This is a genomic window from Flavobacterium sp. (genome assembly GCF_043756175.1).
Lineage (GTDB): Bacteria > Bacteroidota > Bacteroidia > Flavobacteriales > Flavobacteriaceae > Flavobacterium.
Map to the genome: position 1 here is coordinate 1 of NZ_JAYURN010000150.1, position 26,675 is coordinate 26,675.

Sequence of the window (26,675 nt, forward strand, 5' to 3'; positions counted from 1 at the left end):
GTCTTCTTTTTGAGCGTTAAAAAAATCAAGATAATAATCTTCGTAATAAACAACTTCTCTTATAAATTTCTGATTCATTTGACAAAGTTAGTCAATTGGATAACTTTAGCAAAGTTTTTGAGTGGTAATTTTCAATTTTGCAGTTTTTTGGCATTCCCGCCAACGTTCCGCAGCTACACGAGGTGCAAGGCTTCGTGACTGCATATTTTCTATTTAAGTAAAAAGTTCAATGCGAAACGGCAATTCCACTAAATCCTTGCATCTTGTGTAACTGCTGTTAGGCGTAGTTTTTTTCTTTATTTCGCTTTTCTTTTTCGGTTTCTAAATCTTTTAATTGTTCAATATACAACTTTCTATTTTTCTTGTACATTTCGTGGAGATCAATTTCGTTATAATATTTGATTAAGTTTTCGAGTTCATTTTCGGTTAAATCACTCGGTTTTTTTTTGAACCTAATTGAAATATCAAATTCTGAATCATATTTTTCATTTAGAATTTCGGTTGCTTTCTCTTTTGCAGGAACATTATTCAAGTTCACTATTTTAAACTTATTTTTCTGCAATTCAGTTTCTCCAATTATTTTTAAATAGTCCTCAATAATAATTTCGTCAATTTCAATTAATCCGCTTCCAAATTTATGTCTGTCTTCTCCATTTTTTTTCACGCCAGAAATCCAGTAACCATTTCCATTTTCAACATCAAAATAATTACTTGATATTCCTTGTCCTTTTTGCAAAACCTTTCCATTAAAGTAAATTGTTTGCCCAGATTTAGAAAAGAAACATTTTCCAATCCACGCTTTTCCATTGTGATTTGTTCCAGTTTTAATTTCTACGTATACAATATCTGATTTCATTTCTGTTTTTGATTTTCGTGAGCAAAATTACGCCTAACGTTTCGTGGCTTGGCGTCAGTTGGGGATTTGGTTGACCAAATGTATCGAATAAAAAACCCAACTTCCAAGCACAAAACCAACTTTAAAGTTTGCCTAAAGCCCCAATTGCGCCAAACCGCTGTTATCTTAATTATATAATTGCAAGTTCTTAATTGCGCTTAAAGTATTGTATATATTGACTTTATAAAAATTGTAAGATAAAAATAATGCAATTAAAAGCATAGAAATACTTGTTTTGTTGTACCAAATGTTATACCTTCGTACTGCGTTGCATCAGTTTGAAAGGCTTGTATTTACAAAGGTTTCACTTGTTTGCATCGGAATACAAATATAGTACAACAATTCTAATTTCCTATTATTATGGCTTCAATTAAACTAATCTTAAGAACTCATCAAGCAGACCAAACAGGACATTCTCCGCTTTATATCCGAATTATAAAAGATAGAAAAACGAAATTTATCACTGCTGGAGTGAAACTCAAAGAGAACGAGTGGGATGAAACAAAGCAGAAAGTAAAAAAGAACCATCCAAATAGTGCGAGAATGAATGCATCATTATCTCAAAAGATTGCAGATGCTGAAGGACAAGTTGCAGATTTGGAACGCAAAGTAAAAACCATTTCAATCAAAAAGTTAAAAGAAGCTATAAAGGGCAAAGAAGTACCTAATTTTTTTGAATATGCTTATGCTCGATGTGAGAAAATAAAAGGAAGCGTTTCTTTTGGGACTTATAAAAACTATATGCTTTATACCAAGAAATTTGAAAATTATGTAGGTAGTAAGGATGTTTATTTTGATGATATTACGGTTTCGGTTTTAAAGGATTATATGGCGCATATGGGAAATGTTTTGAAAAATGGGGCAACAACACAACGCTATTCAATAATGATTTTGGCGATAATGTTCAAGGAAGCCATCAAAGAAGATATTATTCCAGAATATATGTATCCATTCAACAAATTGACATTAAAAAAAGATACTGAAAAAAGAGTGTTTTTAAACAAAGACCAAATCGAAATATTAACCAATTTAGAGCTAAAAGAAGGCAAGAAAGCAGATTTATGGCGTGATTTATTCCTTTTCTCAATTTATGCAGGAGGATTAAGATTTAGTGATGTTATCGAATTACAATGCCATAACTTCAACGAAGAAGAACAAAGAATAAAAAAAGTAATTCGTAAAACAGGAAGATTACACCAGTTTAAAATCGGCAAAGTAGCATTAGATATTTTAAGTAAATACAAAAAAGAAGATGCGCAGCAAGGTGATTTTATATTCCCAATTATAACAGATAAAGTTTCTTATAATAAAAGTGAAGAATTAAGATATTTTATATCGTCAAAGGAAAATCATTCTGCCAATTTTCAACTCCGTAGAATGGGTAAAATGATGAAATTACCTTTTTCATTATCTTTTCATTTATCAAGACACAGTTTTGCGACTAATGCTTTAAATAATGGTATGAGAATTGAGCACGTTTCTAAACTTATGGATCATCAAGATATTAGCACGACGCAGATATATGCCAAAATAATTAGCGAAGAATTGGATAAAGCAGTAGATAATTATATTTTTTAGTTTCTAAATAATTCATTCAATTTTGTAGTGTAAAACAAATGCAATCAAACATTTAACTAATTGTTAACAACTAATTTTAAAATCCTTTGCTGAAGGATTTTTTTTATTTTATACATTTACAAAGTAGAAACAAGTAATTTTTAAAGCAAACAAAACGAAAAAAAGTTGAATGGTATTTGACAGGTCAATAATCCACAGAAAACAACAAATTTTAAACCGCTTTTAATTACAATTTTATAAATAATGACAAAAAGAAACAGCAATATTACCTTTGAATTCAGAAAACACAACAATCAAAATAGCTCCTTTTCAAGAGTATTTGGCAGTACCTTTGGCACAGTCAAAAAATCAATTATTCGATATTATTATTGAAGATAAATTCTCATTAAGTATTTATTGCGATGCTTTAATTGAAAAAATATTCTCACTCCGACAATCACAATTCCCAGCTTTTATAAATTATCAATGCACATTGGTAACTGAACCTTTGGTTTGGATAAACAAATTAGAAAAATTATTAGCCAATAATGAAGCTTTTTTTGCTTCTAAAACCGCTATGAGCCGATACAATAAATTATACACTTTAATAGATAAAAAACGAACAGAATTGGAATCTACGAGCTTAAAAGATACTAAGTCAAACACGCCAAAACGATTGATAAATGCCGATTCAGAAGACAGACATTTCTCATTTCACGAAACAAAATTAAAGGTTGAAAAACTAGAAAACTTCAATGATAAAATAATTTTTTTAACTGAAGAAATATTTGATTATGAAGAAGCTGATATTATTTCAAAAAACAAAAATCTAGACGAATACAATGTGCAATGCGAAAAATTAAAAGTAAGATTACAAACTACTAGAAAATTACTTTTGGATATTGAGAAAGAAAAACTAGAAAATGATTTAAAAGCAAATTCAGAAATAAAACCAGCATTTAAAATTCGATTAAATGGACCTATAAATATCTTAACCGATGCTTATAAACAAATGATGAATGAAGTAAAACCAAACGGAAAACCTTACATCGAGCATAAAATTAAAGAAATTGCAAAATTCATTTGTGATAATTATTTAGATGAAAAAGGAAAAGAGCTTTCAATTCAAACAATTCAAACGTATTTGTCGCCAACTCGAACTGACAAGAACCCGAATAATGATTGGAAAATAAAACTATAGTCCGATTTTTTCTAAAATTAACATTTCAACTATTCAATATTCATAAGGTCTAAAAAACTTTTTAGTCCGATAAGACCAAATAAGTCTAATCGGACTTTTTTATATTTCTTCCATTTGCACCATAACATTTAAAAAACTTTAAAAATGGATGCAATTATCTTCACAAAAGACCAGTTCACGGATCTAATGAGCAAATTAGACACTATTCAATCTCAAATTTCTATTAAAGCAGACCCAAAGAAGGAAACCTTTTTAGACAATCAAGAATTCCTTTTATTGATGAAAATTTCTAAACGTACCGCACAAACCTGGAGAGACGAAGGCAAAATTTCATTTAGCCAAGTTGGTAACAAAATCTATTACAAACTTTCTGATGTTGAAAAACTCCTTACGGAGCATTACAACAAATCTTTTAAAGGAAGATAATATGCAAAAGTGTAACGGAACTTGCGAAAGCTGTGATTGCAAACCAAAGGTTTTAAATCACACAATAAGGTCATTTATAATTCATAATTTAAAATTCATAATTAGCATATGGTAACCATTTTCAAGAATTTTAAAGAGGTTGTAGAACACAAATCATTACTTACAATTTTAGACGAAATTAAAATAGGAAAGTACAAACCCGGCATTGTTTACTTGCGTAAATCTCTTGCTGAAAACAAAATAGAAGCATACAACAAAGCAAAAAAATCACTTCCTGCATTTACACCTTCAGCTAAATTTGTTGGAGGTCGTAAACTGGAATTCTTGGCAGAATATTCAAAATGTATCATTCTTGACATTGATAAACTGAATGAAAAAGAGTTGCAAAATGCTTCGCATTTGGCCAATCAATCCGAGTTCACATTTGCAAGTTTCATCAGTCCATCTGGAAATGGGTTGAAAATTTTAGTAAAAATAAACTCCGATAAGGCAAATCACAAAGAAGCTTTTCTATTAGTCCAAGCACATTACGAAAGTATTTTAAAATTAGAAATTGATAAATCAGGCAAAGATGTAACTCGATTATGTTTTTATTCTTTTGATGAAAATTTATATCTAAACGAGAATTCAAAAACCTTTGTCACATTGAGCGAAGTCGAAATGCCTTTAATCGAAACAAAACTAGAACCCAAAACCAAAGACCCAATAGCCGAAACCAATTACGAAGCAATTTACAATCATTGCATAAAATTCACTGAAAAAAAAGTGCAATATGCGAATGGTAGCCGCAATGTATTTGTGCATCAATTAGCGTGTAATATGAACCGAAAAGCAGTGCCGATGGATGTTGCTTTGAATTTCATTCAAACCGATTTCAATTTTGATGACAAAGAAGTTTCACAAGCTGTAACAAGTGCCTACGGAAATATTTTAGAATTTGGTAAAATCGAAAAAGCAACTAATCCAAATGAAAAACAAAAGAAACAAACTAGCAAGAATACTGACGATGAAGATGACGACGACGATGAGAAACCGAGAGTTACACAAATTGACAAACTCGAAAACTTTTTATCAGGAAAATATGTATTTCGGCACAACATAGTTTCCGGCAAATTAGAGTTTCAATATTTCAGTAAAAAGAAGTGGAACGTGATGAATGATTTTATAGAAAATTCAATGCTTCGAGAATGTCTAAAAGGACGAATTAAAACCAATCTTTCTTCATTAAGAAACTTATTGTATTCTGATTTTTGTGAGCTGTTCAATCCATTTGAAGATTACTTTTATAATTTACCTACCTATGATGAAAAGACGGATTACATTACCGAATTAGCCAACACAATAACCACAACAAAACAAGAACTTTGGCAGCAATGTTTTAAAAAATGGTTAGTGGCAATGGTGGGCTGTGTTCTCGATGAAAAAGTAATTAATCATACGGTTATTGTCTTTAGTGGTAAACAAGGATTAGGAAAAACAACTTGGGTTGAAAAACTCGTTCCAAAACAATTGAAAGAGTATTTATTTTCTGGAACCATAAACCCTAACAATAAAGATACTTTGGTACAATTGGCTGAATGTATGCTTATAAATCTCGATGAACTCGAAAACTTAAACCGTTCTGAAATTGGATCACTAAAAGAAATCATTACAAAAACCCAAATCAGAATGAGAAAAGCCTACGGGCACAATAACGAAACAATGCCAAGAAGAGCATCTTTTGCAGGAAGTGTCAATACTGCACAATTTTTAAACGATAGTACAGGAAGCAGAAGATTCCTTTGTTTTGAGTTGGAAGACATCAAATACCAGCACGATGTAGATATTAATATGGCATTTTCACAAGCTTTGTTTCTTTTTAAAAGTGGGTTTAGACATTGGTTTGACCAAGAAGAAATTAAAAATATAACCGAAAATAACGAACAATATCAGTTACGCAGTCCAGAAGAAGAACTGCTTTTAACGTGGTTTGAACCAATAGACAAAGAAAAAGCAACACTATTTTTAAATGCTTCTCAAATAGCAGCTAAACTGGCAGAGCGAACAAAATTAAACCTAACAGATGGTACAATTAACAAATTAGGAAAAGCATTAAAAAAGCATAATTTCATAAAAATAAGTAAGAAAACAGGTTATGTGTATGCAGTAAAGGAACTAACCTACGAAGAAGTAGATAATAAAAACAAAGAAGTTGAAACAGAGCAATAAACAACAAATTAAAAGATTTCAAAAAAGGGTGCAAAATGCACTCTTTTTTATTGCTTTGAGTGGATAGGCAGGATAACCAATTTTCGCCACAAACATATTTAGTTTTTTTTCAATTTAAACTTTCGGAAAACTTCAAACAATAGTAAAGCAAAGGAGTGAATGATATAGATTAGTTTGCACTTAAACAGCCACTTAAATCCGTTTTTTGTATTCAAAATAAAATATAAAATGTTTATCTCATTTTTTGGTTATCCTGCCTATCCTTTTTCAATTTCACTCTTTTACATTCCATTGCTTTTTTGTAAATTTGTGGATTGTACTCTCAATTTGCTATCCCAACATAACAATAGAGTTTATTTCAATACCAATTTTGAATTGTGTCCACACTCTGGACACAATTCAAAAAAAGAAGAATTTTTTTAATACGACAGAAGCATAAGTAATTATATGGTAGATAATTTTAACAGTTTATCAATTTCATCAACTGATTTATTCAATGAGTTATCACAACTTATTGAGCAAAGCAAACAACAAGTAGCGGTTCAAGCAAATAGTGCGGTTACTATTTTGTTTTGGCAAGTGGGCAATCGTATCAATCAAGATATACTACAAAACAAACGTGCAGAATATGGAAAACAAATTGTGCCGACAGTGTCGGCACAATTGGAAAACAAATACGGAAGAAATTTTACAGAGAAAAATGTGAGACGAATGCTCCGATTTGCAGAGCAGTTTCCCGATTCTCAAATTGTCGTGCCACTGTCACGACAATTGTCTTGGTCGCATTTTGTGGAGCTATTACCATTAAAAACAATCGAAGCAAAACTATTTTATGCACAAAACGCATCAAATAATTTATTTGGAATCAGAGAATTAAGGAGACAAATTGCTTTAAAAGCTTTCGAAAGAACAAACATTGCTGATGCACAAATCATCGAATCAACGCATATTCCATTCAATACATTCAAAGATCCTTACATTTTAGATTTATTTGGTTTGCAAAACACTTTTTTAGAAAAGGATTTAGAAGATGCTATTTTACACGATTTAGAAACTTTTATACTAGAATTAGGCAAAGGTTTTACGTTTGTAGAACGCCAAAAACGAATGATTATAGATGGCGAAGATTTTAATTTAGATTTGCTTTTCTACCATCGAAAACTAAAACGATTAGTTGCCATAGAATTAAAATTAGGAAAATTCCAAGCCAAACACAAAGGGCAAATGGAGTTATACCTCAAATGGTTGGACAAATACGAAAAACAAGAAGGTGAAAATACACCAATAGGATTAATACTTTGTGCCGAAAGCAGCCGAGAACAAATTGAGCTACTCGAAATGCACAAAGATGGAATAATGGTTGCCGAATATTGGACAGACTTACCACCAAAAAAGCAATTTGAAGAAAAAATACATTTGCTGGTAGCCGAAGCCAAAGAGAGAATAGAAAGAAAAAAGTTGATGTAGAACAATAAAATTCAACTTTTATACAAAATTGATTTATTAATTTGCGATATGAAAATTTTAATCATTGAAGACGAAATAGAAATTGCAACAAACATAAAAAGTTATCTGAAATCGAATGATATTCATTGCGAAGCCGCAAATAATTGTCAAACAGCTTTAGATAAAATAATGATGTATGATTATGATTGTGTTCTATTAGATTTGATGCTTCCAGATGGAGACGGCTTTACTATTTTGAAAGAATTGAAAAGTCAAAACAAAACAGATGGTGTGATTATAATTTCGGCAAAAGAAACATTAGAAACAAAAATTGAAGGTTTCAATTTAGGTGCAGATGATTATTTAACTAAACCTTTTCATCTTTCAGAGTTATTAGTAAGAATTCAATCATTAGTACGAAGAAAAAACTTTAACGGCAGTAATATAATAGTGTTTAACGAAATAGAAATAGACACATTAGCAAAAGTGGTTAAAATTGAAAATAAAAAAATAGATTGTACTAAAAAAGAGATTGATTTATTATTATTCTTGATTGGTAATAAAAACAAAGTACTGTCTAAAAGTGCTATTGCAGAGCATCTTTCTGGAGATATGGCGGATATGTTAGATAATCACGATTTTGTGTATGCACACATCAAAAATTTAAAGAAAAAGTTAAACGATGCAGGAAGTTATGACTATATAAAATCAGTTTACGGAATAGGTTACAAATGGGAAAATGACTAAAAAACTACTTCAAAAAACAATAAATTATTATTTCATCTACGCGGTCGTAATATTGATTGCGATTGGACCAATATTTTATTTTGTGTCTAATATTTTATATATTGATGATGCTAATGAGGATTTATATGCAATAAAAAAACAGTTCGATAAATTCACAAAAGATGATTTAAAAATAAAAGATATATCTATTTGGAATACGTTTAATCGAGATGTAAATCTTCAAAAATTTAACGGACAGCTTAAAGATAGTTTATTTGAGCATAGTTATTACGATGCACTAAATAAAGAGAACGAACCGTTTAGAGTACTTAATTCTCCTGTAAAAATTGAAAACAAATGGTACACTTTTTCAGCTAAAATTAATATGGTAGAAAAGGAAAATCTAATAGGAAGCACAGTAATACTTTTTATTTCATTATTACTATTACTGTTAATAGGATTTTTCATAATAACCAAGATGATTTCTAAAAAATTATGGCAACCATTTTACGTGGCACTGGATAAAATGGAACAATTTGAAATTGATAAAACGACTCCTATAAAGCTAATTCATAGTACAACCGAAGAATTTAATCGATTAAATAACGCAATAGATAATTTAATAGATAAAAACAGTAGTATATACCAAAGTCAAAAGGAATTTATAGAAAATGCAGCACACGAGTTGCAAACACCAATTGCTATTTTTAAGGGAAAGATAGAAACATTACTGCAAAGACAAGATGTAACGGAAGGACAATTTGAAATCTTAGATAGTTTAAACGATACTACAACTCGTCTTAATCGATTAAATAAAAATTTATTACTGTTATCAAAAATAGAAAGCAATCAGTTTAAAGTTCCTGAAAATATTGATATAAATAAAGTCATTAACAATCAATTAGACTTTTTTAAAGAACAAGCACTTGCAAAAAAAATAACAGTAAATGTTAAATTAGAACAAAATATTTTAGTTAAATCCAACTTGTTTTTATCTGAAATCCTAATTAGTAATCTACTTTTAAATTCAATAAATCATAATAAAGTAAATGGGAGTATCGAAATTATTTTAACTAAAGAAAAACTTTCCGTTTCTAACACTGGCATATTACTACAATCTCTTGAAACAGGTAAATTATTTGAACGCTTTTCTAAAGTAAATCCATCTTCAAAAGGTAATGGGTTGGGTTTATCAATAATCAAAAAAATAGCAGAGAATAATAATTGGGGAGTTTTTTATAAATATAAAAATAAACTTCACATTTTTGAAATCCATTTTTAAAATTCAATATTTCTTCTAATTCTATTCGCAATTTTGTCTAATAAATAGTAATTATTTAAAAGATAAAAATCAAAAAGATGAAAGTAAGAACAAGTACATTGGTTATATTTCTAGTGTTTTCAATTTCTAACATATTTGGACAGAATAAAACGGTAACAATATCAGGAATTACAAGAGATAAAGTGAAACAAACGGCGTTATCATTTGTTAATGTGGCTTTAAAAACAACCAAAGACAATCTTTTTGTTACAGGTACAATTTCCAACGAAGAAGGACGATTTTTGTTCACAAATATTGCAACAGGAAATTATTATTTAGAATTCACTTTTTTGGGTTACAAAACAAAAAAACAAGTTATTTATGTTGGTTCATTATCAGAATTTTTAGATCAAGGTACAATTGAATTAGAGGAAGACACAACAACTTTAGAAGAAGTAAAAATTGTTTCAAAACTTGATTTGATAAATCAAAAAATGGATAAAAAAACCTTTTCGGTTGCAGATAACATTAGTCAAAGTGGAGGTTCAGTATTGCAAACAATGCAAAATTTGCCGGGTGTTACAGTTCAAGATGGAAAAGTTCAAATTAGAGGTAATGATAAAGTAACAGTTCTTGTTGATGGAAAACAAACAGCATTAACAGGTTTTGGAAATCAATCGGGTTTAGACAATATTCCAGCTTCAGCAATAGAAAAAATAGAAATCATTAATAATCCTTCTGCAAAGTATGATGCTAATGGGAATGCGGGAATTATTAATATCATTTACAAAAAAAACAAAAAAGAAGGATTTAATGGTAAAGTTGGTTTTACTTCTGGACTAGGAGCTTTATGGGAAAGAAAGCAGAATTTACAAACTATTAGACCTCAATACTCATTAACTCCAAAAGTCAATCCTACACTATCTCTAAATTATCGCAAAAGCAAAATAAATGCTTTTTTTCAAGGAGATTATTTATACACAGAAACATTGAATAAAAATGAATTTGTAACACGAACATATAATGATGGAACTATTATTAATCAACAAACAAAAAGAAATAGAAACACTCATTTTACCACAATAAAATCTGGCGTTGATTGGAATATTAACGAACAAAATATACTTACAGTTTCGGGTTTATTTGGAACTGAAAAAATTATTGATAATGGTGACCAGCCTTTTTTTAATGCAAATTATTCTGAACGATTGCGACTTTGGCAATTCCTCGAAGATGAATTAAAAACAACTGCAATGGCTACTGCATCTTATCAGCATAAGTATAAAGAGGCGGGGCATATTTTAAATATGGGGTTCAATTATACCTTTCATAGAGAAGATGAGAAGTATTTTTTTGATAACATTTTGCCTACTTCAACCAGTAAAGATGCGTTTAAATTATTATCAGATGAAAAAGTAGCAGATTTCAATATAGATTACATAAAACCTTTAAAATACGGAAGAATTGAAACAGGTTTTAAATTTCGCAACCGAGTTATTCCAACTAATATGCAGTTCTTTCCTGGAACTAATTCACCTTTAGATAGTGGAGCTGGAGGACAAGCAACTTACAAAGAAATTATTCCTGCTATTTATGGAAATTATATATATGAAAATAATAAAATAGAAGCAGAAGTTGGCTTACGTATAGAATATGTCGATTTGCAATACAAAGTAAACCCAAATCATAATACGTATAAAAGTGATGGGTACAATTACACACAACCTTTCCCAAATATTCGATTAGCATATAAAATTAATGATAATAATAAACTATCCTTATTTTATAATCGTAGAGTTGATAGACCAAATGAAGTAGATATTAGAATTTTCCCAAAGTATGACGATGCCGAAATTATCAAAGTCGGCAATCCTGCGCTTCGCCCACAATTTACTAATGTATTAGAGTTAGGATATAAAATTAATTTAGAAAAAGGATATTTTTATTCAGCACTATATCATCGTTTTGCAGATGCAACTATAACAAGAATTTCATCATCTGTTCCTAACAATAATTTAATTTACGCCATTTTTCAAAATGTAAACAAAAGTTATAATACTGGTGTTGAAATGATTGTTTCTCAAGATATTGCAAAATGGTATTCGTTCAATTTAAATTTAAATGGGTATAGAAATCAAATAAATGCGTTTACAGTTCAAAATTTATATCCAGTTCCTAATACTTTTTCAGCAGAAAAACAAACTGCATTCTCGGGCAATATAAAGTGGAATAATACTTTACACTTATCAAAAAAAGTTGATGCACAACTAACAAGCATTTATTTAGCCCCAGATATTATTCCGCAAGGAAAAATAAAATCTCGATTTTCAATTGATTTTGGTTTGAAAAAAACTATTCAAAATGGTAAAGGTGAATTCTTTTTAAACGCAACCGATATTTTCAACACTTTGGTAATCAAAAAAGAAATTCAAGGTCAAACATTCAGTTATAATAGTGCAGATTATAATGAGACACAAGTGGTTAGATTAGGTTATAGTTATAAATTCTAAACTAACTTGTTAATTCTGACAATTAATTCTGCTTTAATCCAAAATTCAATATTTCTTCTAAATTGGTTTACATCTTTGACTATTATTAATTTAAAAATAAATAGCAATGAAAAAATCAGTAATGATGATAGCTTTAATTATGTTCTCATTTGCATCTTTTGCTCAAAAAACAAAAGAACAAAATGTACCTCAAGTAATAAAAAATGCGTTACACGAAAAATTCCCCAATGCAAAAGAAGTAAAATGGGACAAAGAAGAAAGTAATTATGAAGCCAGTTTTAAGAATAATAAAGTAGATAACTCTATTTTATTCAATGCTAATGGAAAAATTATTGAAACTGAAATTGCAATTACAGTTAGTCAATTACCTAAAAAAGCGTTGCAATACTTAAATGCTAATTTTAAAAATCAAAAAGTAAAAGAAGCAGCTAAAATTATTACCGAAAAAGGAAATCTTATATACGAAGCCGAGATAAAAGGCAAAGATTTATTTTTTGATGAAAACGGTAATTTTATAACAAAAGACAAGGTTAGTTAGTTTTATTATTTAAGCATCTACACATAGCGTGTGGGTGCTTTTTTTATTTACAGATTACTATTAACTTTTTTTTAAAAATATTATTTACCAACTATTATGTTCAAAAAAACCAACTTATCAAGCAGATACTCTTTATTACTTTCTTTTGTAATATGGTTTCTTATTATCTCCCAAATAGTAAGAGTTATTTTTTTTATATGGCAATACGACGAAGTTTCGTTTAACATTATTACTGTTTTACGAACAGTATTAACAGGATTGTTTTTCGACATTGGTACAATTAGTTTTATTGTATTTCCTGCCATTATTTATTACTTCATTTTTCCAAATAAATGGATTGGCTCTTGGGTTGATAAAATTTTTATATGGTTTTTCACAACATTAGTAATCTTTATACTCGTGTTTACCTTTTTTGCCGAAATTACTTTTTGGGACGAATTCAAAACCCGATTTAACTTCATTGCAGTAGATTATTTAATTTACACACACGAAGTTGTAAAAAATATTCAAGAATCGTATCCAATACCAGTATTAATAATTGGTGTTTCGGCTATTGTTTTTTTAGTATTATTGCTGTTTTATAAAAGAAATGCCTTCAAAAATACATTCTCACAAACCGCAACTTTAAAAGAAAAAAGTATTGTATTAGGAATTGGTTTAGTTTCTTGTTTGTTTTTTACAACATTTATAACAAACAATCACGCCGAATGGTCTTCTAATCGGTATAATGCCGAAATTTCAAAATCAGGAATTTATTCGTTTTTTTCTGCTTTCAGAAACAATCAAATGGTTTATAATGAGTTTTACACATCTGTAAACGACAAAGAAGCTTTCAATATCATTAGAAATAAATTAACAGACAATAACAGTAAATTTCAATCTAATAACTTATCTATTCACAGGACAATTTCTGATACTACAAATGCTACACCAAGTAAAAAAAATGTAGTTTTTATATTAGTAGAAAGCCTAAGTGCCAGTTTTATGAAAGAATTTGGCAACCAGCAAAACATAACACCGTTTTTAGATAGTTTAGCTCAAAAAAGTGTATTCTTCGATAACTTATATGCCACAGGAACAAGAACCGTTCGTGGTATGGAAGCAATGACACTTTGTATTCCGCCAACACCAGGACAAAGTATTGTGAAACGTCCAGAAAATCAAAACTTATTTACTGTATCAAATGTTTTTAAATCCAAAGGATATAATTCAAACTTTTTTTATGGTGGCGATGGATATTTTGATAATATGAACGCTTACTTTGGTGGAAATGGTTTTACAATTTATGATCGTGGACGCGGAAGTGTCTTGAGTGATAAAATTAAAACAACTCGAAATAATATCAACGACAACGAAGTAACTTTTGAAAACGCTTGGGGAATTTGTGATGAAGATATTTATTCTAAAATGCTAAATGTTGCCGATGAACATCATAAAAACAAAAAACCATTTTTTAATTTTGTAATGACAACTTCTAACCATCGACCTTTTACTTACCCTGACAATGCAATTGATATTCCATCAGGTAGTGGACGTGAAGGAGCAGTAAAATATACTGATTACGCTATAAAAAAAATGTTTCAAAAAGCAAAGAATAAACCTTGGTTTAAAAACACGGTTTTCATAATTATTGCCGACCATTGTGCGAGTAGTGCAGGTAAAGATGAAATTGATGTAGCCAATTATCACATTCCTGCTTTTATTGTCAATTTTCCACAAGAAACGAACCAAAAAGTATCAAAACAATGTTCTCAAATAGATGTTTTTCCAACATTTTTTTCAATGATGAATTGGACTTACGAAAGCAATTTCTTTGGCAAAAATGTATTTAATCCAAACTTTGAAGAACGAGCATTAGTTGGAACATACAGAAAATTAGTATTAATGAAAAAAGAAAAAGTAATGATTTTGTCTGACCAAAAAAGGCAATCTTTTTACTCTTGGAACAAAACAGATAATAGTTTAAAACCTTTGCCAATGGATAAATCATTTCTTAATGAAACAATTTCTTGGTATCAAACCGCCGACTATTTATTCACAAATAAATTATTGAAATAATGGTTTACATTCATTTTATAGTAAATCCTATTTCGGGAAATGGTAATCATAATATTGGCAAAACAGAATTAGAAAAATATTTTTCAAAGGAACAGTTTAAAATTGAAGTTGATTATTCTAATTATAAAAAACACGCAATTACGCTCACTAAAAAAGCAATAGAAAACAATCCAAATTATATAGTAGCTTGTGGTGGAGACGGAACTATTAACGAAGTAGCATCTTGTTTGATAAATACAAAAATCAAATTAGGTATTATTCCAGTTGGTTCAGGCAATGGTTTAGCTTCAAATCTAAATATTCCAAAAGAGATAGAAAAAGCAACAGGAATTATCCGAAACGGAAATAGTCAAACAATTGATGTGGGACAAGTAAATGAACACTATTTTTTTAGTAATATGGGTATCGGTATCGATGCTCATATTATTAAAAAGTATGAAACCTATAAAAAAAGAACTTTAATAGCTTACATAAAAGCATCAGTAACATCAAGTTTTCAATTTAAACCCATTCAAACGATACTTGCTTTTAACAATCAAATTATAAATACAAATTCTTTTCTATTGTTCATTTCAAATTCTAACGAAATGGGATATGGAATGAGCTTAACACCTAAAGCAAGTTTACAAGATGGTTGGTTAGATTTAGTAGTTGTTTCAAAGTTAAACTTTATAAACAAGCTCATTTTAGGAATGTATGTACTCTCAAATAAAGTCGAGAAGTTCAAAAATGCACAGCATTCATTAATCCAAAAAATGAGTATTGAAATTCCAAACAAAATAAACACAGACATACAAATTGATGGAGAATATTACAATATAAAAACCAACAAAATTGATGTTTCGATAATAAAAAGCGGATTGGAAATAATAGTATAGTAATTTATTTTAACAAAAAGAATATGAAAAAAACAGCTTTCATTTTCATTTTTTTTGCCAATGTAATTAATGCACAAAAAAATGATATAGATAGTCTTAAAATTCAAACGCCGAATCAATATCTAAAGTTTAATTACAAACAATTAGTCATTCCAACAGTTTTAATTGGTTATGGAGTATTAGGTATTGAAAGTGATGGTTTAAAATTTGTAAATTCTGGTATCAAAGAAGAAGTAAATGAAAACATTGATAGCAAAATAACTATTGATGATTTTACTCAATATGTTCCTGCTGCATCGGTTTATGGTTTAAATGTTTTTGGTGTAAAAGGGAAACATAATTTTAAAGACAGAACCATTATTTTAGGCACTTCTTATTTAATTATGTCTGCTTCAGTATTAAGTCTAAAATCAATTACAAAAGTAGAACGACCAGATGGCTCCGCTTTCAATTCCTTTCCGTCAGGTCATACCGCAACAGCATTTGCAGGCGCAGAATTTCTTTGGCAAGAATACAAAGATGTTTCCATTTGGTACGGTATTTCAGGGTATATAATAGCAACAGGAACTGGAGCGTTTAGAATTTATAACGACCGCCATTGGTTAACTGATGTTGTTGCAGGCGCAGGAATAGGTATATTAAGCACAAAAATAGCTTATTGGATAAATCCATTCATTCAAAAAAAAATATTCAATTCGAAAGAAACTAATAGTACATCTATAATTGCACCATTTTATAATGGAAAACAGTTAGGTATTGGTTTTCTAAAAACGTTTTAAATTAAATTTCACCCAATTAACATATTTCACCTATTTTTACACCTGTGAAATTTTTAAACATCATATTATCAATTTATTTAGTAGCACTTTCGTGTTTGCCTTGTACAGATATGGAAGCAAATAGTTTGGCGCATTCTTCATCAGAAGTTGCAGCAAACCACGAAAATCATTCACACGATAAAGAAAATGATTTGTGTCCACCTTTTTGTGTTTGTAATTGTTGTGGGCAACAAATCTTAAATTTTAGTCAAGAAATTACATTTGAGTTTAGAAAAATTGCAACACAAATCACTACTCGAAACCCAACCTATAAATCCCAGCTTACTTCTAATTTCTTCGGAAGTATTTGGCAACCACCTCAAATAGCATAATAATACCCGAGTAATTTCGGGTTAGAAAGTTGTGACCTTTTCACAAATAATAGCAAAAGAAATTTTGCTAAATTCTAATTCATTATACTATTTTCAATGTTAGACAAAATCATACAATTCAGTATCAAGAATAAGTTTATAATTCTTTTATTTACTTTAGTTCTTATAGCTTGGGGTAGCTATTCAATAAAACAATTACCGCTCGATGCACTACCAGATGTAACCAATAATCAAGTGCAAATATTAACTACTGCACCTACATTAGCAGCACAGGAAGTCGAGCAATTAATAACTTATCCCATTGAGCAATCAGTAAAAACAATACCAAAAGTCATAGAACTTCGTAGTTTTTCTCGTTTTGGTTTATCTGTTGTTACTGTTGTTTTCGAAGATGAAGCAGATATATATTGGGCACGAGAACAAGTTTTTCAACGACTAAAACAAGCCGAAGAAAACATTCCTAAATACATAGGTTCACCCGAACTTGCACCTATCACAACCGGACTTGGCGAAATATACCAATATGATGTATATGCAAAAAAAGGATATGAAGATAAATATTCAGTAACCGATTTACGAACAATTCAAGATTGGATTGTTGCACCACAATTACAAGGTATAAAAGGCGTTGCCGAAGTAAGCACTTGGGGAGGAAGTTTAAAACAATATGAAATTTCGGTAAATCCTAATCAATTAAATAGTGCTGGTGTTACCATAACTGAAATTTTTGATGCTCTCGAAAAGAATAACCAAAATACAGGTGGTGCTTATATCGAAAAAGACCAATATGCCTTTTTTATTCGTGGCGTAGGTATGGCAACAGGCATAAAAGATTTAGAAAATGTAGTAGTCAAAAACAGAAATAGTTCACCAGTTTTAGTTCGTGATGTAGCAACAGTTCAATTAGGAACTGCTTTGCGTTTTGGCGCAACTACCAAAGATGGTAATGGCGAAATTGTAGGCGGATTAGCACTAATGCTAAAAGGAGAAAACTCCAGCGCAGTTGTAGATAGGGTAAAAGAAAAAATGATACAAATCAATAAAACTTTACCCGAAGGTGTTGTTGCCGAAGCATTTATTGACAGAGGTAAATTAGTAGATAGTGCCATCGGAACGGTTACTAAAAACTTATTAGAAGGTGCATTAATTGTAATTTTTGTATTGATACTATTTCTTGGAAATTTAAGAGCCGGATTAATAGTAGCGTCTGTTATTCCACTATCAATGCTGTTTGCAGTAATCTTAATGAATTATTTTGGAGTAAGTGGAAACTTAATGAGTTTAGGCGCAATCGATTTTGGAATTATTGTCGATGGAGCTGTAATCATAGTCGAAGCCACAATGCACCATTTACAAAAACTCAAACGACAAAAAGATTTAACACAGTCAGAAATGGATAGCGAGGTATATAAATCTGCTTCAAAAATCCGAAACAGTGCCGCTTTTGGAGAAATAATAATCTTAATCGTATACCTGCCAATATTAGCGTTAGTAGGAACAGAAGGTAAAATGTTCAAACCAATGGCAATGACAGTTGGCTTCGCAGTTGTTGGAGCATTCATTTTGTCATTAACTTATGTACCTATGATGAGTGCAATGTTCTTATCAAAAAACACCGAATACAAAACTAATTTTAGTGATAAAATGATGGCGTGGTTTGAGAAAATCTACACACCATTTTTAGATAAAGCGTTACGATTTAAAAAAGCAGTCTTAGTAATCTCAATGGCTCTATTTGTTTTTGCAGTTATTGTTTTTCAAAATATGGGAGGCGAATTTATTCCAACTATTGAAGAAGGAGATTTGGCTATTAATGCAACCATTATGACAGGAAGTTCGCTTTCGCAAATGGTAAAAACAACAACTCAATATGAAAAATTACTCAAAGCAAAATTCCCGGAAATAAAAACAATTGTAACCAAAATTGGAAGCGGAGAAATCCCAACTGACCCAATGCCAATAGAAAGTGGCGATTTAATTATTGTTTTAAAAGACAAATCCGAATGGACATCTGCCGACAATTGGGAAGATTTAGCCAATTTGATGAAAGAGGAAATGGAAAAAATTCCTGGTGCAGCAATCGAAATTTCACAACCTATTCAAATGCGTTTCAATGAGTTAATGACAGGAAGTAGAAGTGATATTGCCATTAAAATTTTTGGTGATGATTTAGAAGTGTTAGACAATAAAGCCAAAGAACTAATCGGAAAAATTAATAAAATTGAAGGTATTGGCGATTTAAAAGCCGATAAAGTATCAGGTTTGCCACAAATTACAATTAAATATGATTACAACAAAATTGCATTGTATGGATTAAATATTTCCGACATCAACAAAATAATTCGTTCCTCTTTTGCAGGAGAAAGTGCAGGTAAAATCTACGAAGAAAGCAAACGTTTTGATGTTGTAGTCAGAATGAGTGCAGCCAATCGCAGCGATATTACAGATGTTTCTAACCTTTTTATTCCATTACCAAATGGGCAACAAGTGCCATTATCACAAGTAGCATCTATCAATTACGAACAAGGCCCAGTACAAGTTTCTCGTGAAGATGGAAAACGCAGAATTACCGTAGGTTTAAATGTGCGTGGTCGTGATGTAAAAAGTGTGGTCGAAGAAATCCAACAAAAATTAGACAAAGATTTCAAACTTCCAGCTGGATATTATATTACTTATGGTGGACAATTTGAAAACCTAATTGAAGCTAATAAAAGGTTGTCTGTTGCTTTACCAATTGCTTTAGGGCTAATAATGGTCTTGCTATTTTTCACATTCAATAGTACCAAACAAGCATTATTAATTTTTACTGCAATTCCATTATCGGCAATTGGCGGTGTTTTCGCATTGTGGTTACGAGGAATGCCATTTAGTATATCGGCAGGAATTGGTTTTATTGCTTTGTTTGGAATAGCAGTTTTAAACGGAATTGTACTAATATCCTATTTCAATCAACTAAAATCCGAAGGAATAAGCGACCCATTACAACGCGTTTTAATTGGAACAAAAACAAGGTTAAGACCAGTATTAATGACTGCTGCGGTTGCTTCATTAGGATTTTTGCCAATGGCATTATCAACAAGTGGCGGTGCAGAGGTTCAAAAACCATTAGCAACGGTAGTTATTGGTGGATTATTTTCGGCAACATTACTAACCTTAATCGTTTTACCAATTTTGTATTTATTATTTGAAAAGGGAATTAAAAGAAGAAAAAAAATGTCAAACCCAATTGTAACAGTAATCGTTTTATTAATCAGTACTTTTTCATTTGCTCAAAACGGTCAAACAATAACATTAGAAAAAGCTATTGAAAAAGCGAAAGCAAACAACATCGACTTAAAAATTGCGGATAAGGAAATTGAAAAACAAACTGTATTAAAGAAAACGGCATTTCAAGTAGATCCTTTGCAAGTGCAATACCAAGGCGGACAATTTAATAGTGTTAGTTATGACCATAACGTTTCTATTCAACAATACTTTCCAATTGGTAAAATCACAAAAGCCAACAGACAATTACAAGAAGAACTGGTAAAATTAGCTGAAAAACGAAAAGCATTAACAGAATATGAAATTGAAAAAGCAGTGTCATTAGCCTATTATCAATATTTATATGGTGTTTCTATTCAAAAGTTAAATAATGAGCTGTTCGATATTTATGCTAAATTCCTTAAAAATGCAGAGCTTCGTTTTCAAACAGGAGAAAGTGGCAATATCGAAGTCATTAGTGCTAAAGCCAAATCGAAAGAAATCGAAACGCAAAAAGTACAGTTAGAATATGATTTGGTGGTGTATCAAAAGCAATTGCAATACTTTATTCAAACAGATGAAAATATAGTGCCTAATGCTTCAACACCTTTGCAATATGCTAATCCAACAACGAGTAATGATGATAAGATACAAGGATTGGTAAACGATTATTATACACAGCAAATTTCAGTATATCAAAAGGAGGCAAATACGTTCAAAGCAATGCGAACACCAAAATTAGGATTGGGTTATTTCGGACAAACCATAGATGCCAAATCCTATTTTCAAGGTTTTACAGCAGGATTACAAATTCCTTTATTTGGTGGAGCTAACACCGCTAAAGCCAAAGCATCACAAATTAGTATGTCGCAATCGCAGTTAGAATTAGATAAAAGTAAACTGACTTTAAAATTGCAAAAAGAAGAATTACAAAATGAGTTCGAAAAACAGAAAAAAGCGTTATTGTATTATCAAAACGAAGGCTTACAATATGCTGAACAAATTATTACCACGGCTCAAAAAAGTTATGCCAATGGCGATATGAGTTACTGGTCATACATTAGTTTTTTAAACCAAGCTATTGACATTAAAAAGCAAAATGCAGAAGCCGTTAATACTTACAATCAAAGTGCCATTCAATTGCAATTCCCATCTTTCAACAACAATTAATATTCTATAATATGAAAAATATATTTTTAAAACCAAATTATAAACTAGGTTCATTCTTCAGCCTCTTTATTCTATTTTCTTTTCTCTTTACTCTAAATTCTTGTGGAGAAAAGAAAACCGAAGAAACCAACGAAGAAGAAAAGTCAGAAACCGAAGTAGCACTAACAGAAGCACAATTCAAAACTATTGGTGTCGAAACTGGTAGCATCGAAATGAAAAACCTGAATACCGTAATCAAAGCCAATGGTTATACAGCAGTTCCGCCACAAAATATGGCTAATATTTCTACCTTAATTGGTGGCGTTGTAAAAGATATTTATGTATTAGAAGGGACATTTGTTTCAAAAGGAAAAACATTGGCAACCATTCAAAACCTCGAAGTTACAGAAATGCAGGAAGATTACAATTCCGCTATTGCTAACATTGAATACTTGCAATTGGAATACAACCGTCAAAAAACATTAAGTGACGAAAATGTAAATCCACGTAAGACATTTCAAGAAGTAAAATCAAAATTAGCAGTAGAGAGAGCCAAAGCACAAGCTGCAAAAAACAAGCTGCAAGCGTTAAATGTTAGTTTAAGCGGTAGCACTTCGTTAATTCCAATTGTTTCGCCAATAAGCGGCTATGTGGGTAAAATTAGTATAACCAAAGGCGCATTTGCAGAAACAGGATTGACACTTTTTGAAGTAGTAGACAATAGCCAAATGCACTTGGATTTGAATGTTTTTGAAAAAGATTTAGGTAAAATTTCAGTGGGTCAGGAAGTTGATTTTGTATTGACTAATCAATCCAACAAATCTATTAAAGGAAAAATATTCGGTATAAATAAATCATTTTCAAACGAAAGCAAAACCGTTGCCGTTCACGCCAAAATAAATCCAAGTGATGCCAAAGATTTAATTTCGGGAATGTATGTTGCGGCTAATATCAACATCACAAACCAAACAGTTCAAGCACTTCCAAAAGAGGCGGTTGTTAGAAACGGAGACAAATATTACATTTACATTCAAGAAGAACACCAAGAAGAAGCACCAAAAGTAAAAGAAGAAGAGCATCAACATAAAGAAGGTGAAGCACATACTGAACACGCCGAAGGAGAAGAAGAAGGACACAATGAAGTTCACTTCAAAGCAATCGAAGTGGTTCCTGGAACTACCGATTTAGGTTATACCGAAATAAAATTAGTCGAAGAAATTCCTGCCGATGCTAAAATAGTTATAAAAGGTGCTTTCTATTTATTAGCAACTTCAAAAGGTGGCGGTGCACACGAACACTAACCAACACTTTTAAGTTATGAAAATGAACATAGTAATGCCAAGTAATCTAATTCCTTTTTATAAAAAAGAGTTAAAAGCGGTTAAGGATAATTTACAGGCAGATAACTTAAATATGGCTTGGTATCATTTAGAAAGAGCACATATTATTGCACAAAAATATCCTTACGAACATACGTTTGTACATTGTAAAATGTTACAATTTGGAATAAAAATAAAAAGCACCAAAGAAGTTGTAGGACAGATACCAAGATTGTTAGTTGGTGGAGTAAAATCATTTGTTGGTCATATTCCAGTAGGTAATACAGGTGGTGCAAACGTACCACCTTTAAAAAAGATGGAAATACCTGAGGACATAAAAAAAATATTATAATTAATTATGGAAAAATGGAAAGTTTTTGCAATTGTTTCAATGCTATTTGCAGGATTAACATCTGTAATTGCTAAGTATGGTATGAAAAATCTCAGTAGTGATGTTGCTTTGAGTATTCGAACAATAGTGGTATTTTTTATAATTGTTTTAAACGCATTAGTTTTTAATGATGTTTTACAGCAATTGAAAACCGCACCCAAAAGCAATCTTATTTTTTTAGCCATTTCGGGAGTTACAACTTCGTTAAGTTGGATTTTTTACTACAAAGCTATAAAAATTGGCAATGTTAGTGAAGTAGCTTTAATCGATAAAGTAAGTATAGTAATCACTCTCCTCTTGTCGTTTATAATTTTAAAAGAACCAATTACTTCAAAGCTAATACTAGGATCAATATTCATTTTAATAGGAATGATGATAATAATTTGGAAATAAAAAATCTAAAAGAATATTGCAAATAAGTTAATGTTATAAATTAAATAGAACACTTTTTGATTATGGATAGTTTAACACAAGCAGCATTAGGTGGAGCAATTGGAGAATTGCTCCTTGGTAAAAAGATGGGTAAAAGAGGTGCAATCGTAGGTGTGATAATCGCTACCATTCCAGACCTTGATATAATACTTATTCCGTTTTGCAATGATTTACAAAGAATAACAGTACACCGTGCTTACAGCCATTCAATCGTATTTTCAATTATTGGGGCAATTATTATTTCATTTATTCTATCTAAAATAAAGTCATTTAAAGAAATTTCATTTATCCGATTGTATATTTTTAGTTGGTTAGCGTTATTTACCCATATGTTGCTTGATGCTTTTACAACATATGGTACTCAACTTTTTTTACCTTTTTCTGATTACAGAGTTGGTTTCGACAGTATTAATATTGTAGATCCATTTTATACTTTACCACTGCTTGTAGGACTTTTAATTACTCTATATAGTAAAAATCAAAACAAAAGTAGAATTAACAAGATTGGATTATTAGTAAGTACCTTCTACTTGATGTTTACTTTAGGAATAAAGCAATTTGTAAATGGGAAATTTGAAACGGCACTCAAAAAACAAAAAATAGAACAATTTGATTTGCTTTCTGTGCCTGTAAACATTGGTAGTGTGAATTGGTATGGTGTAGCAAAAACAAAAGATAGTATATATCTTGGGAAATATTCTTTTCTAAAAACTCAAAGTCCTATTCATTATGAAAGTTTTCCAGTAAATGATACACTGCTAAATATACTTGACCCTAATCTTGCTGATCGACTTATATGGTTTTCAAAAGGATTTTATACTGTAGTTAAAGATAAGGATAAAATTAGGTTATACAGTTTACAAGTTGATATGAGAGGAATTAAACAAATAGGTAAATACAAGGCTCCAACAGTAGGATTTTTTGAAATTACTTCAAATCCAGATAAAAGTTACAAACTACAATACAAAGAACATTAAATAAAAAAAAATGGAGCATACTCACAAATACGATGAACGAGGTAAACAGCTTTGTTGCACACTCGAAGAGAAAATAAACAAAAAAACAGAAAATCATTCTGATGATGACGGACACGACCATTCCAACGCAGAAAAATCTACATTTCAAATGTTCCTGCCAGCAATCATAAGTTTTGTTTTATTGATGGTAGCTATTATTTTTGATAATTATATTACCCAATTTTGGTTTACAGGTTACATTCGAATTGGATGGTATATTGTGGCTTATATACCAGTTGGTTTTCCAGTAGTTAAAGAAGCGTTTGAAAGTATTCTAAAAAGAGAAATATTTTCAGAATTTCTGTTAATGTCTATTGCAACCATTGGAGCCTTTTCTATTGGCGAATTTCCTGAAGGTGTTGCCGTAATGCTATTTTATGCCATTGGAGAAATTTTCCAAACATTGGCAGTACAACGAGCAAAAGCTAACATAAAATCCCTGTTAGACCAACGACCAGATGAAGTTACAATTTTAGAAAATAATGTAGCAAAAACAATCAAAGCTTCAACAGCAAAAATTGGCGATATTATCCAACTCAAAGCAGGAGAAAAATTAGGTTTAGATGGCGAATTAATTTCAGATACGGCTTCGTTCAATACTTCGGCACTCACAGGCGAAAGTAAACCCGACACCAAAGCAAAAGGCGAAACCGTTTTAGCAGGAATGATAAATCTAAATTCGGTTTGTCAAATAAAAGTTACTGTTGCTTACACCGATAGCAAACTATCTAAAATTCTCGAAATGGTGCAAGATGCCACCGCCAAAAAAGCACCAACCGAATTATTCATCCGAAAGTTTGCCAAAATTTATACACCAATAGTTGTGCTTTTAGCCATCTTAATTTGTGTTATACCAATGCTTTTTGTAGATAATTATGTTTTTAGAGATTGGTTATACAGAGCATTAGTATTTTTGGTTATTTCGTGTCCGTGTGCATTAGTTATCAGTATTCCATTAGGTTATTTTGGCGGAATTGGTTCAGCCAGTAAAAACGGAATACTATTCAAAGGAAGTAATTTTCTTGATGTTATGGCAACCATTCAAAACGTAGTAATGGACAAAACAGGCACAATGACCGAAGGCGTTTTTAAAGTACAAGAAGTTGTTTTTAATCCCAATTTCAACAAAGAGGAAATCCTGCAAATGGTCAACGCTTTAGAAAGTCAAAGTACACATCCAGTTGCAACAGCCATTCATCAATATGTCGGAAAAATTGATAGTACAATAGTTTTAAAAGATGTCGAAGAAATATCAGGACACGGTTTAAAAGCTAATGTAAACGGAAAAGAATTGTTAGTTGGAAATTTCAAACTAATGGATAAATTCTCAATTGCTTATGATATTGATCCAAAAGGTATCGTTTACACTTTAATTTCTACTGCTTATGATAAAAAATTCGTGGGCTATTTAACCATTGCAGACAGCATTAAAGAAGATGCACAAATAACAATCGACAAACTAAAAGCATTAGGAATAAAAACCACAATGTTAAGTGGCGATAAAGATACGGTAGTACAATTTGTGGCTCAAAAACTCGGAATTACAAATGCCTTTGGCGATTTATTGCCCGAAGACAAAGTAAACAAAGTCAAAGAAATCATTGCCAAAAATGAAACCGTTTGTTTTGTAGGCGATGGCGTAAACGATGCACCAGTAGTGGCATTAAGCAACGTTGGTATAGCAATGGGCGGTTTAGGAAGCGATGCAACTATAGAAACTGCCGATGTGGTTATTCAAGACGATATGCCTTCAAAAATTCCAATGGCTATAAACATTGGTAAACAAACCAAAAAAATTGTTTGGCAAAATATCACTTTAGCATTTGTAGTAAAAGCAATAGTTTTAATACTTGGTGCAGGAGGTTTAGCCACAATGTGGGAAGCCGTTTTTGCCGATGTTGGCGTAGCATTATTAGCCATTTTAAATGCAGTAAGAATACAGAAAATGAAATTTTAGAGTTAGTTATTAAATCCAGAATAGATGTTTGTTGTAAATGGCAAACATCTTTTTTTTTAATAAGCCATTATCTCATTCAGCTGCACAAAACTTTCATTTAGTCCAAGTATTCCTAAACTCAAGTCTTTGTTTGCTTCATTTCACTAATTACTATTTCAATAGCGAGAATATCTTTTTTTATTCTGTGGTAAAAAGGAAGTTTTGCATTTCAAAAAGCACTCCTTTGCCAACGCTCCAAAAAAAATTACTGGCACAGTTTTTAGAAAAAACACGTACGCTTCGCAACTTGCGCCAGTAATTTTTTTCCCCAAGCT

The 26,675-nt window shown here is 30.8% G+C and carries 20 protein-coding genes; 19 read left to right on the top strand and 1 reads right to left on the bottom strand.

All coding sequences use genetic code 11. From position 1 onward, the window contains the following. Positions 1–277: 277 nt before the first annotated feature. Complete coding sequence (locus tag ACH2BP_RS11940; protein WP_395060205.1) at positions 278–856, bottom strand: hypothetical protein; 579 nt, start codon at positions 854–856, stop codon at positions 278–280. Positions 857–1,255: 399 nt separating this feature from the next. Here ACH2BP_RS11940 and ACH2BP_RS11945 point away from each other — a divergent pair, with 399 nt between their 5' ends. The 19 genes from ACH2BP_RS11945 (at position 1,256) to ACH2BP_RS12035 (ending at position 26,361) form a co-directional block, all read left to right on the top strand. Next, positions 1,256–2,473 (top strand): tyrosine-type recombinase/integrase, encoded by a 1,218-nt coding sequence (locus ACH2BP_RS11945; RefSeq protein WP_394759051.1) that lies wholly within the window; start codon positions 1,256–1,258, stop codon positions 2,471–2,473. A gap of 271 nt (positions 2,474–2,744) precedes the next feature. Further along, positions 2,745–3,653: a hypothetical protein gene (locus ACH2BP_RS11950; RefSeq protein ID WP_395060207.1), complete on the top strand. Its 909-nt coding sequence runs from the start codon at positions 2,745–2,747 to the stop codon at positions 3,651–3,653. A 144-nt stretch (positions 3,654–3,797) separates the two neighbouring features. Beyond that, positions 3,798–4,079, top strand: a complete 282-nt coding sequence (locus tag ACH2BP_RS11955; RefSeq protein ID WP_011964270.1) for a helix-turn-helix domain-containing protein — start codon at positions 3,798–3,800, stop codon at positions 4,077–4,079. 108 nt (positions 4,080–4,187) lie between these two features. Continuing rightward, a complete protein-coding gene (locus tag ACH2BP_RS11960) occupies positions 4,188–6,287 on the top strand; it encodes a VapE domain-containing protein (RefSeq protein ID WP_395060209.1) in 2,100 nt (699 codons plus the stop codon). Between the two features lie 447 nt (positions 6,288–6,734). Then, positions 6,735–7,754 (top strand): YhcG family protein, encoded by a 1,020-nt coding sequence (locus tag ACH2BP_RS11965; protein ID WP_394757966.1) that lies wholly within the window; start codon positions 6,735–6,737, stop codon positions 7,752–7,754. 48 nt (positions 7,755–7,802) lie between these two features. After that, entirely contained in the window at positions 7,803–8,480 is a 678-nt protein-coding gene (locus ACH2BP_RS11970; protein ID WP_394757967.1) for a response regulator transcription factor, read from the top strand. Next, a complete protein-coding gene (locus tag ACH2BP_RS11975; protein ID WP_395060211.1) occupies positions 8,473–9,741 on the top strand; it encodes a sensor histidine kinase in 1,269 nt (422 codons plus the stop codon). The genes ACH2BP_RS11970 and ACH2BP_RS11975 overlap by 8 nt, the downstream gene beginning before the upstream one ends. Before the next feature lie 77 nt (positions 9,742–9,818). Beyond that, positions 9,819–12,230 (top strand): TonB-dependent receptor domain-containing protein, encoded by a 2,412-nt coding sequence (locus tag ACH2BP_RS11980; RefSeq protein WP_394757970.1) that lies wholly within the window; start codon positions 9,819–9,821, stop codon positions 12,228–12,230. A gap of 106 nt (positions 12,231–12,336) precedes the next feature. Then, entirely contained in the window at positions 12,337–12,768 is a 432-nt protein-coding gene (locus ACH2BP_RS11985) for a PepSY-like domain-containing protein (RefSeq protein WP_395060213.1), read from the top strand. A gap of 96 nt (positions 12,769–12,864) precedes the next feature. Beyond that, positions 12,865–14,826, top strand: coding sequence for an LTA synthase family protein (locus ACH2BP_RS11990; RefSeq protein WP_395060215.1), 1,962 nt, complete (start codon positions 12,865–12,867; stop codon positions 14,824–14,826). Next, the gene (locus ACH2BP_RS11995) at positions 14,826–15,704 is read left to right on the top strand and encodes a diacylglycerol/lipid kinase family protein (protein WP_395060217.1); all 879 of its coding nucleotides are present in this window, start codon (positions 14,826–14,828) and stop codon (positions 15,702–15,704) included. Before ACH2BP_RS11990 ends, ACH2BP_RS11995 begins: the two co-directional genes overlap by 1 nt. 23 nt (positions 15,705–15,727) lie before the next feature. Next, positions 15,728–16,483, top strand: a complete 756-nt coding sequence (locus tag ACH2BP_RS12000) for a phosphatase PAP2 family protein (protein ID WP_395060219.1) — start codon at positions 15,728–15,730, stop codon at positions 16,481–16,483. A 44-nt stretch (positions 16,484–16,527) separates the two neighbouring features. Beyond that, positions 16,528–16,854, top strand: a complete 327-nt coding sequence (locus tag ACH2BP_RS12005) for a DUF6660 family protein (protein ID WP_395060221.1) — start codon at positions 16,528–16,530, stop codon at positions 16,852–16,854. A gap of 96 nt (positions 16,855–16,950) precedes the next feature. Continuing rightward, the gene (locus tag ACH2BP_RS12010; RefSeq protein WP_395060223.1) at positions 16,951–21,267 is read left to right on the top strand and encodes a CusA/CzcA family heavy metal efflux RND transporter; all 4,317 of its coding nucleotides are present in this window, start codon (positions 16,951–16,953) and stop codon (positions 21,265–21,267) included. An 11-nt stretch (positions 21,268–21,278) separates the two neighbouring features. Beyond that, positions 21,279–22,547 carry an efflux RND transporter periplasmic adaptor subunit gene (locus tag ACH2BP_RS12015; protein WP_394758198.1) on the top strand — a complete coding sequence of 423 codons (1,269 nt, stop codon included), beginning with the start codon at positions 21,279–21,281 and terminating at the stop codon, positions 22,545–22,547. Positions 22,548–22,563: 16 nt separating this feature from the next. After that, a complete protein-coding gene (locus ACH2BP_RS12020) occupies positions 22,564–22,917 on the top strand; it encodes a DUF3703 domain-containing protein (protein ID WP_394758199.1) in 354 nt (117 codons plus the stop codon). 6 nt (positions 22,918–22,923) lie between these two features. Next, on the top strand, positions 22,924–23,349 hold the full coding sequence (locus ACH2BP_RS12025; RefSeq protein WP_394758200.1) for an EamA family transporter: 426 nt from the start codon (positions 22,924–22,926) through the stop codon (positions 23,347–23,349). 62 nt (positions 23,350–23,411) lie between these two features. Beyond that, positions 23,412–24,365, top strand: a complete 954-nt coding sequence (locus ACH2BP_RS12030; protein ID WP_394758201.1) for a metal-dependent hydrolase — start codon at positions 23,412–23,414, stop codon at positions 24,363–24,365. Between the two features lie 10 nt (positions 24,366–24,375). Further along, positions 24,376–26,361 carry a heavy metal translocating P-type ATPase gene (locus ACH2BP_RS12035; RefSeq protein ID WP_394758202.1) on the top strand — a complete coding sequence of 662 codons (1,986 nt, stop codon included), beginning with the start codon at positions 24,376–24,378 and terminating at the stop codon, positions 26,359–26,361. Positions 26,362–26,675: the final 314 nt, after the last annotated feature.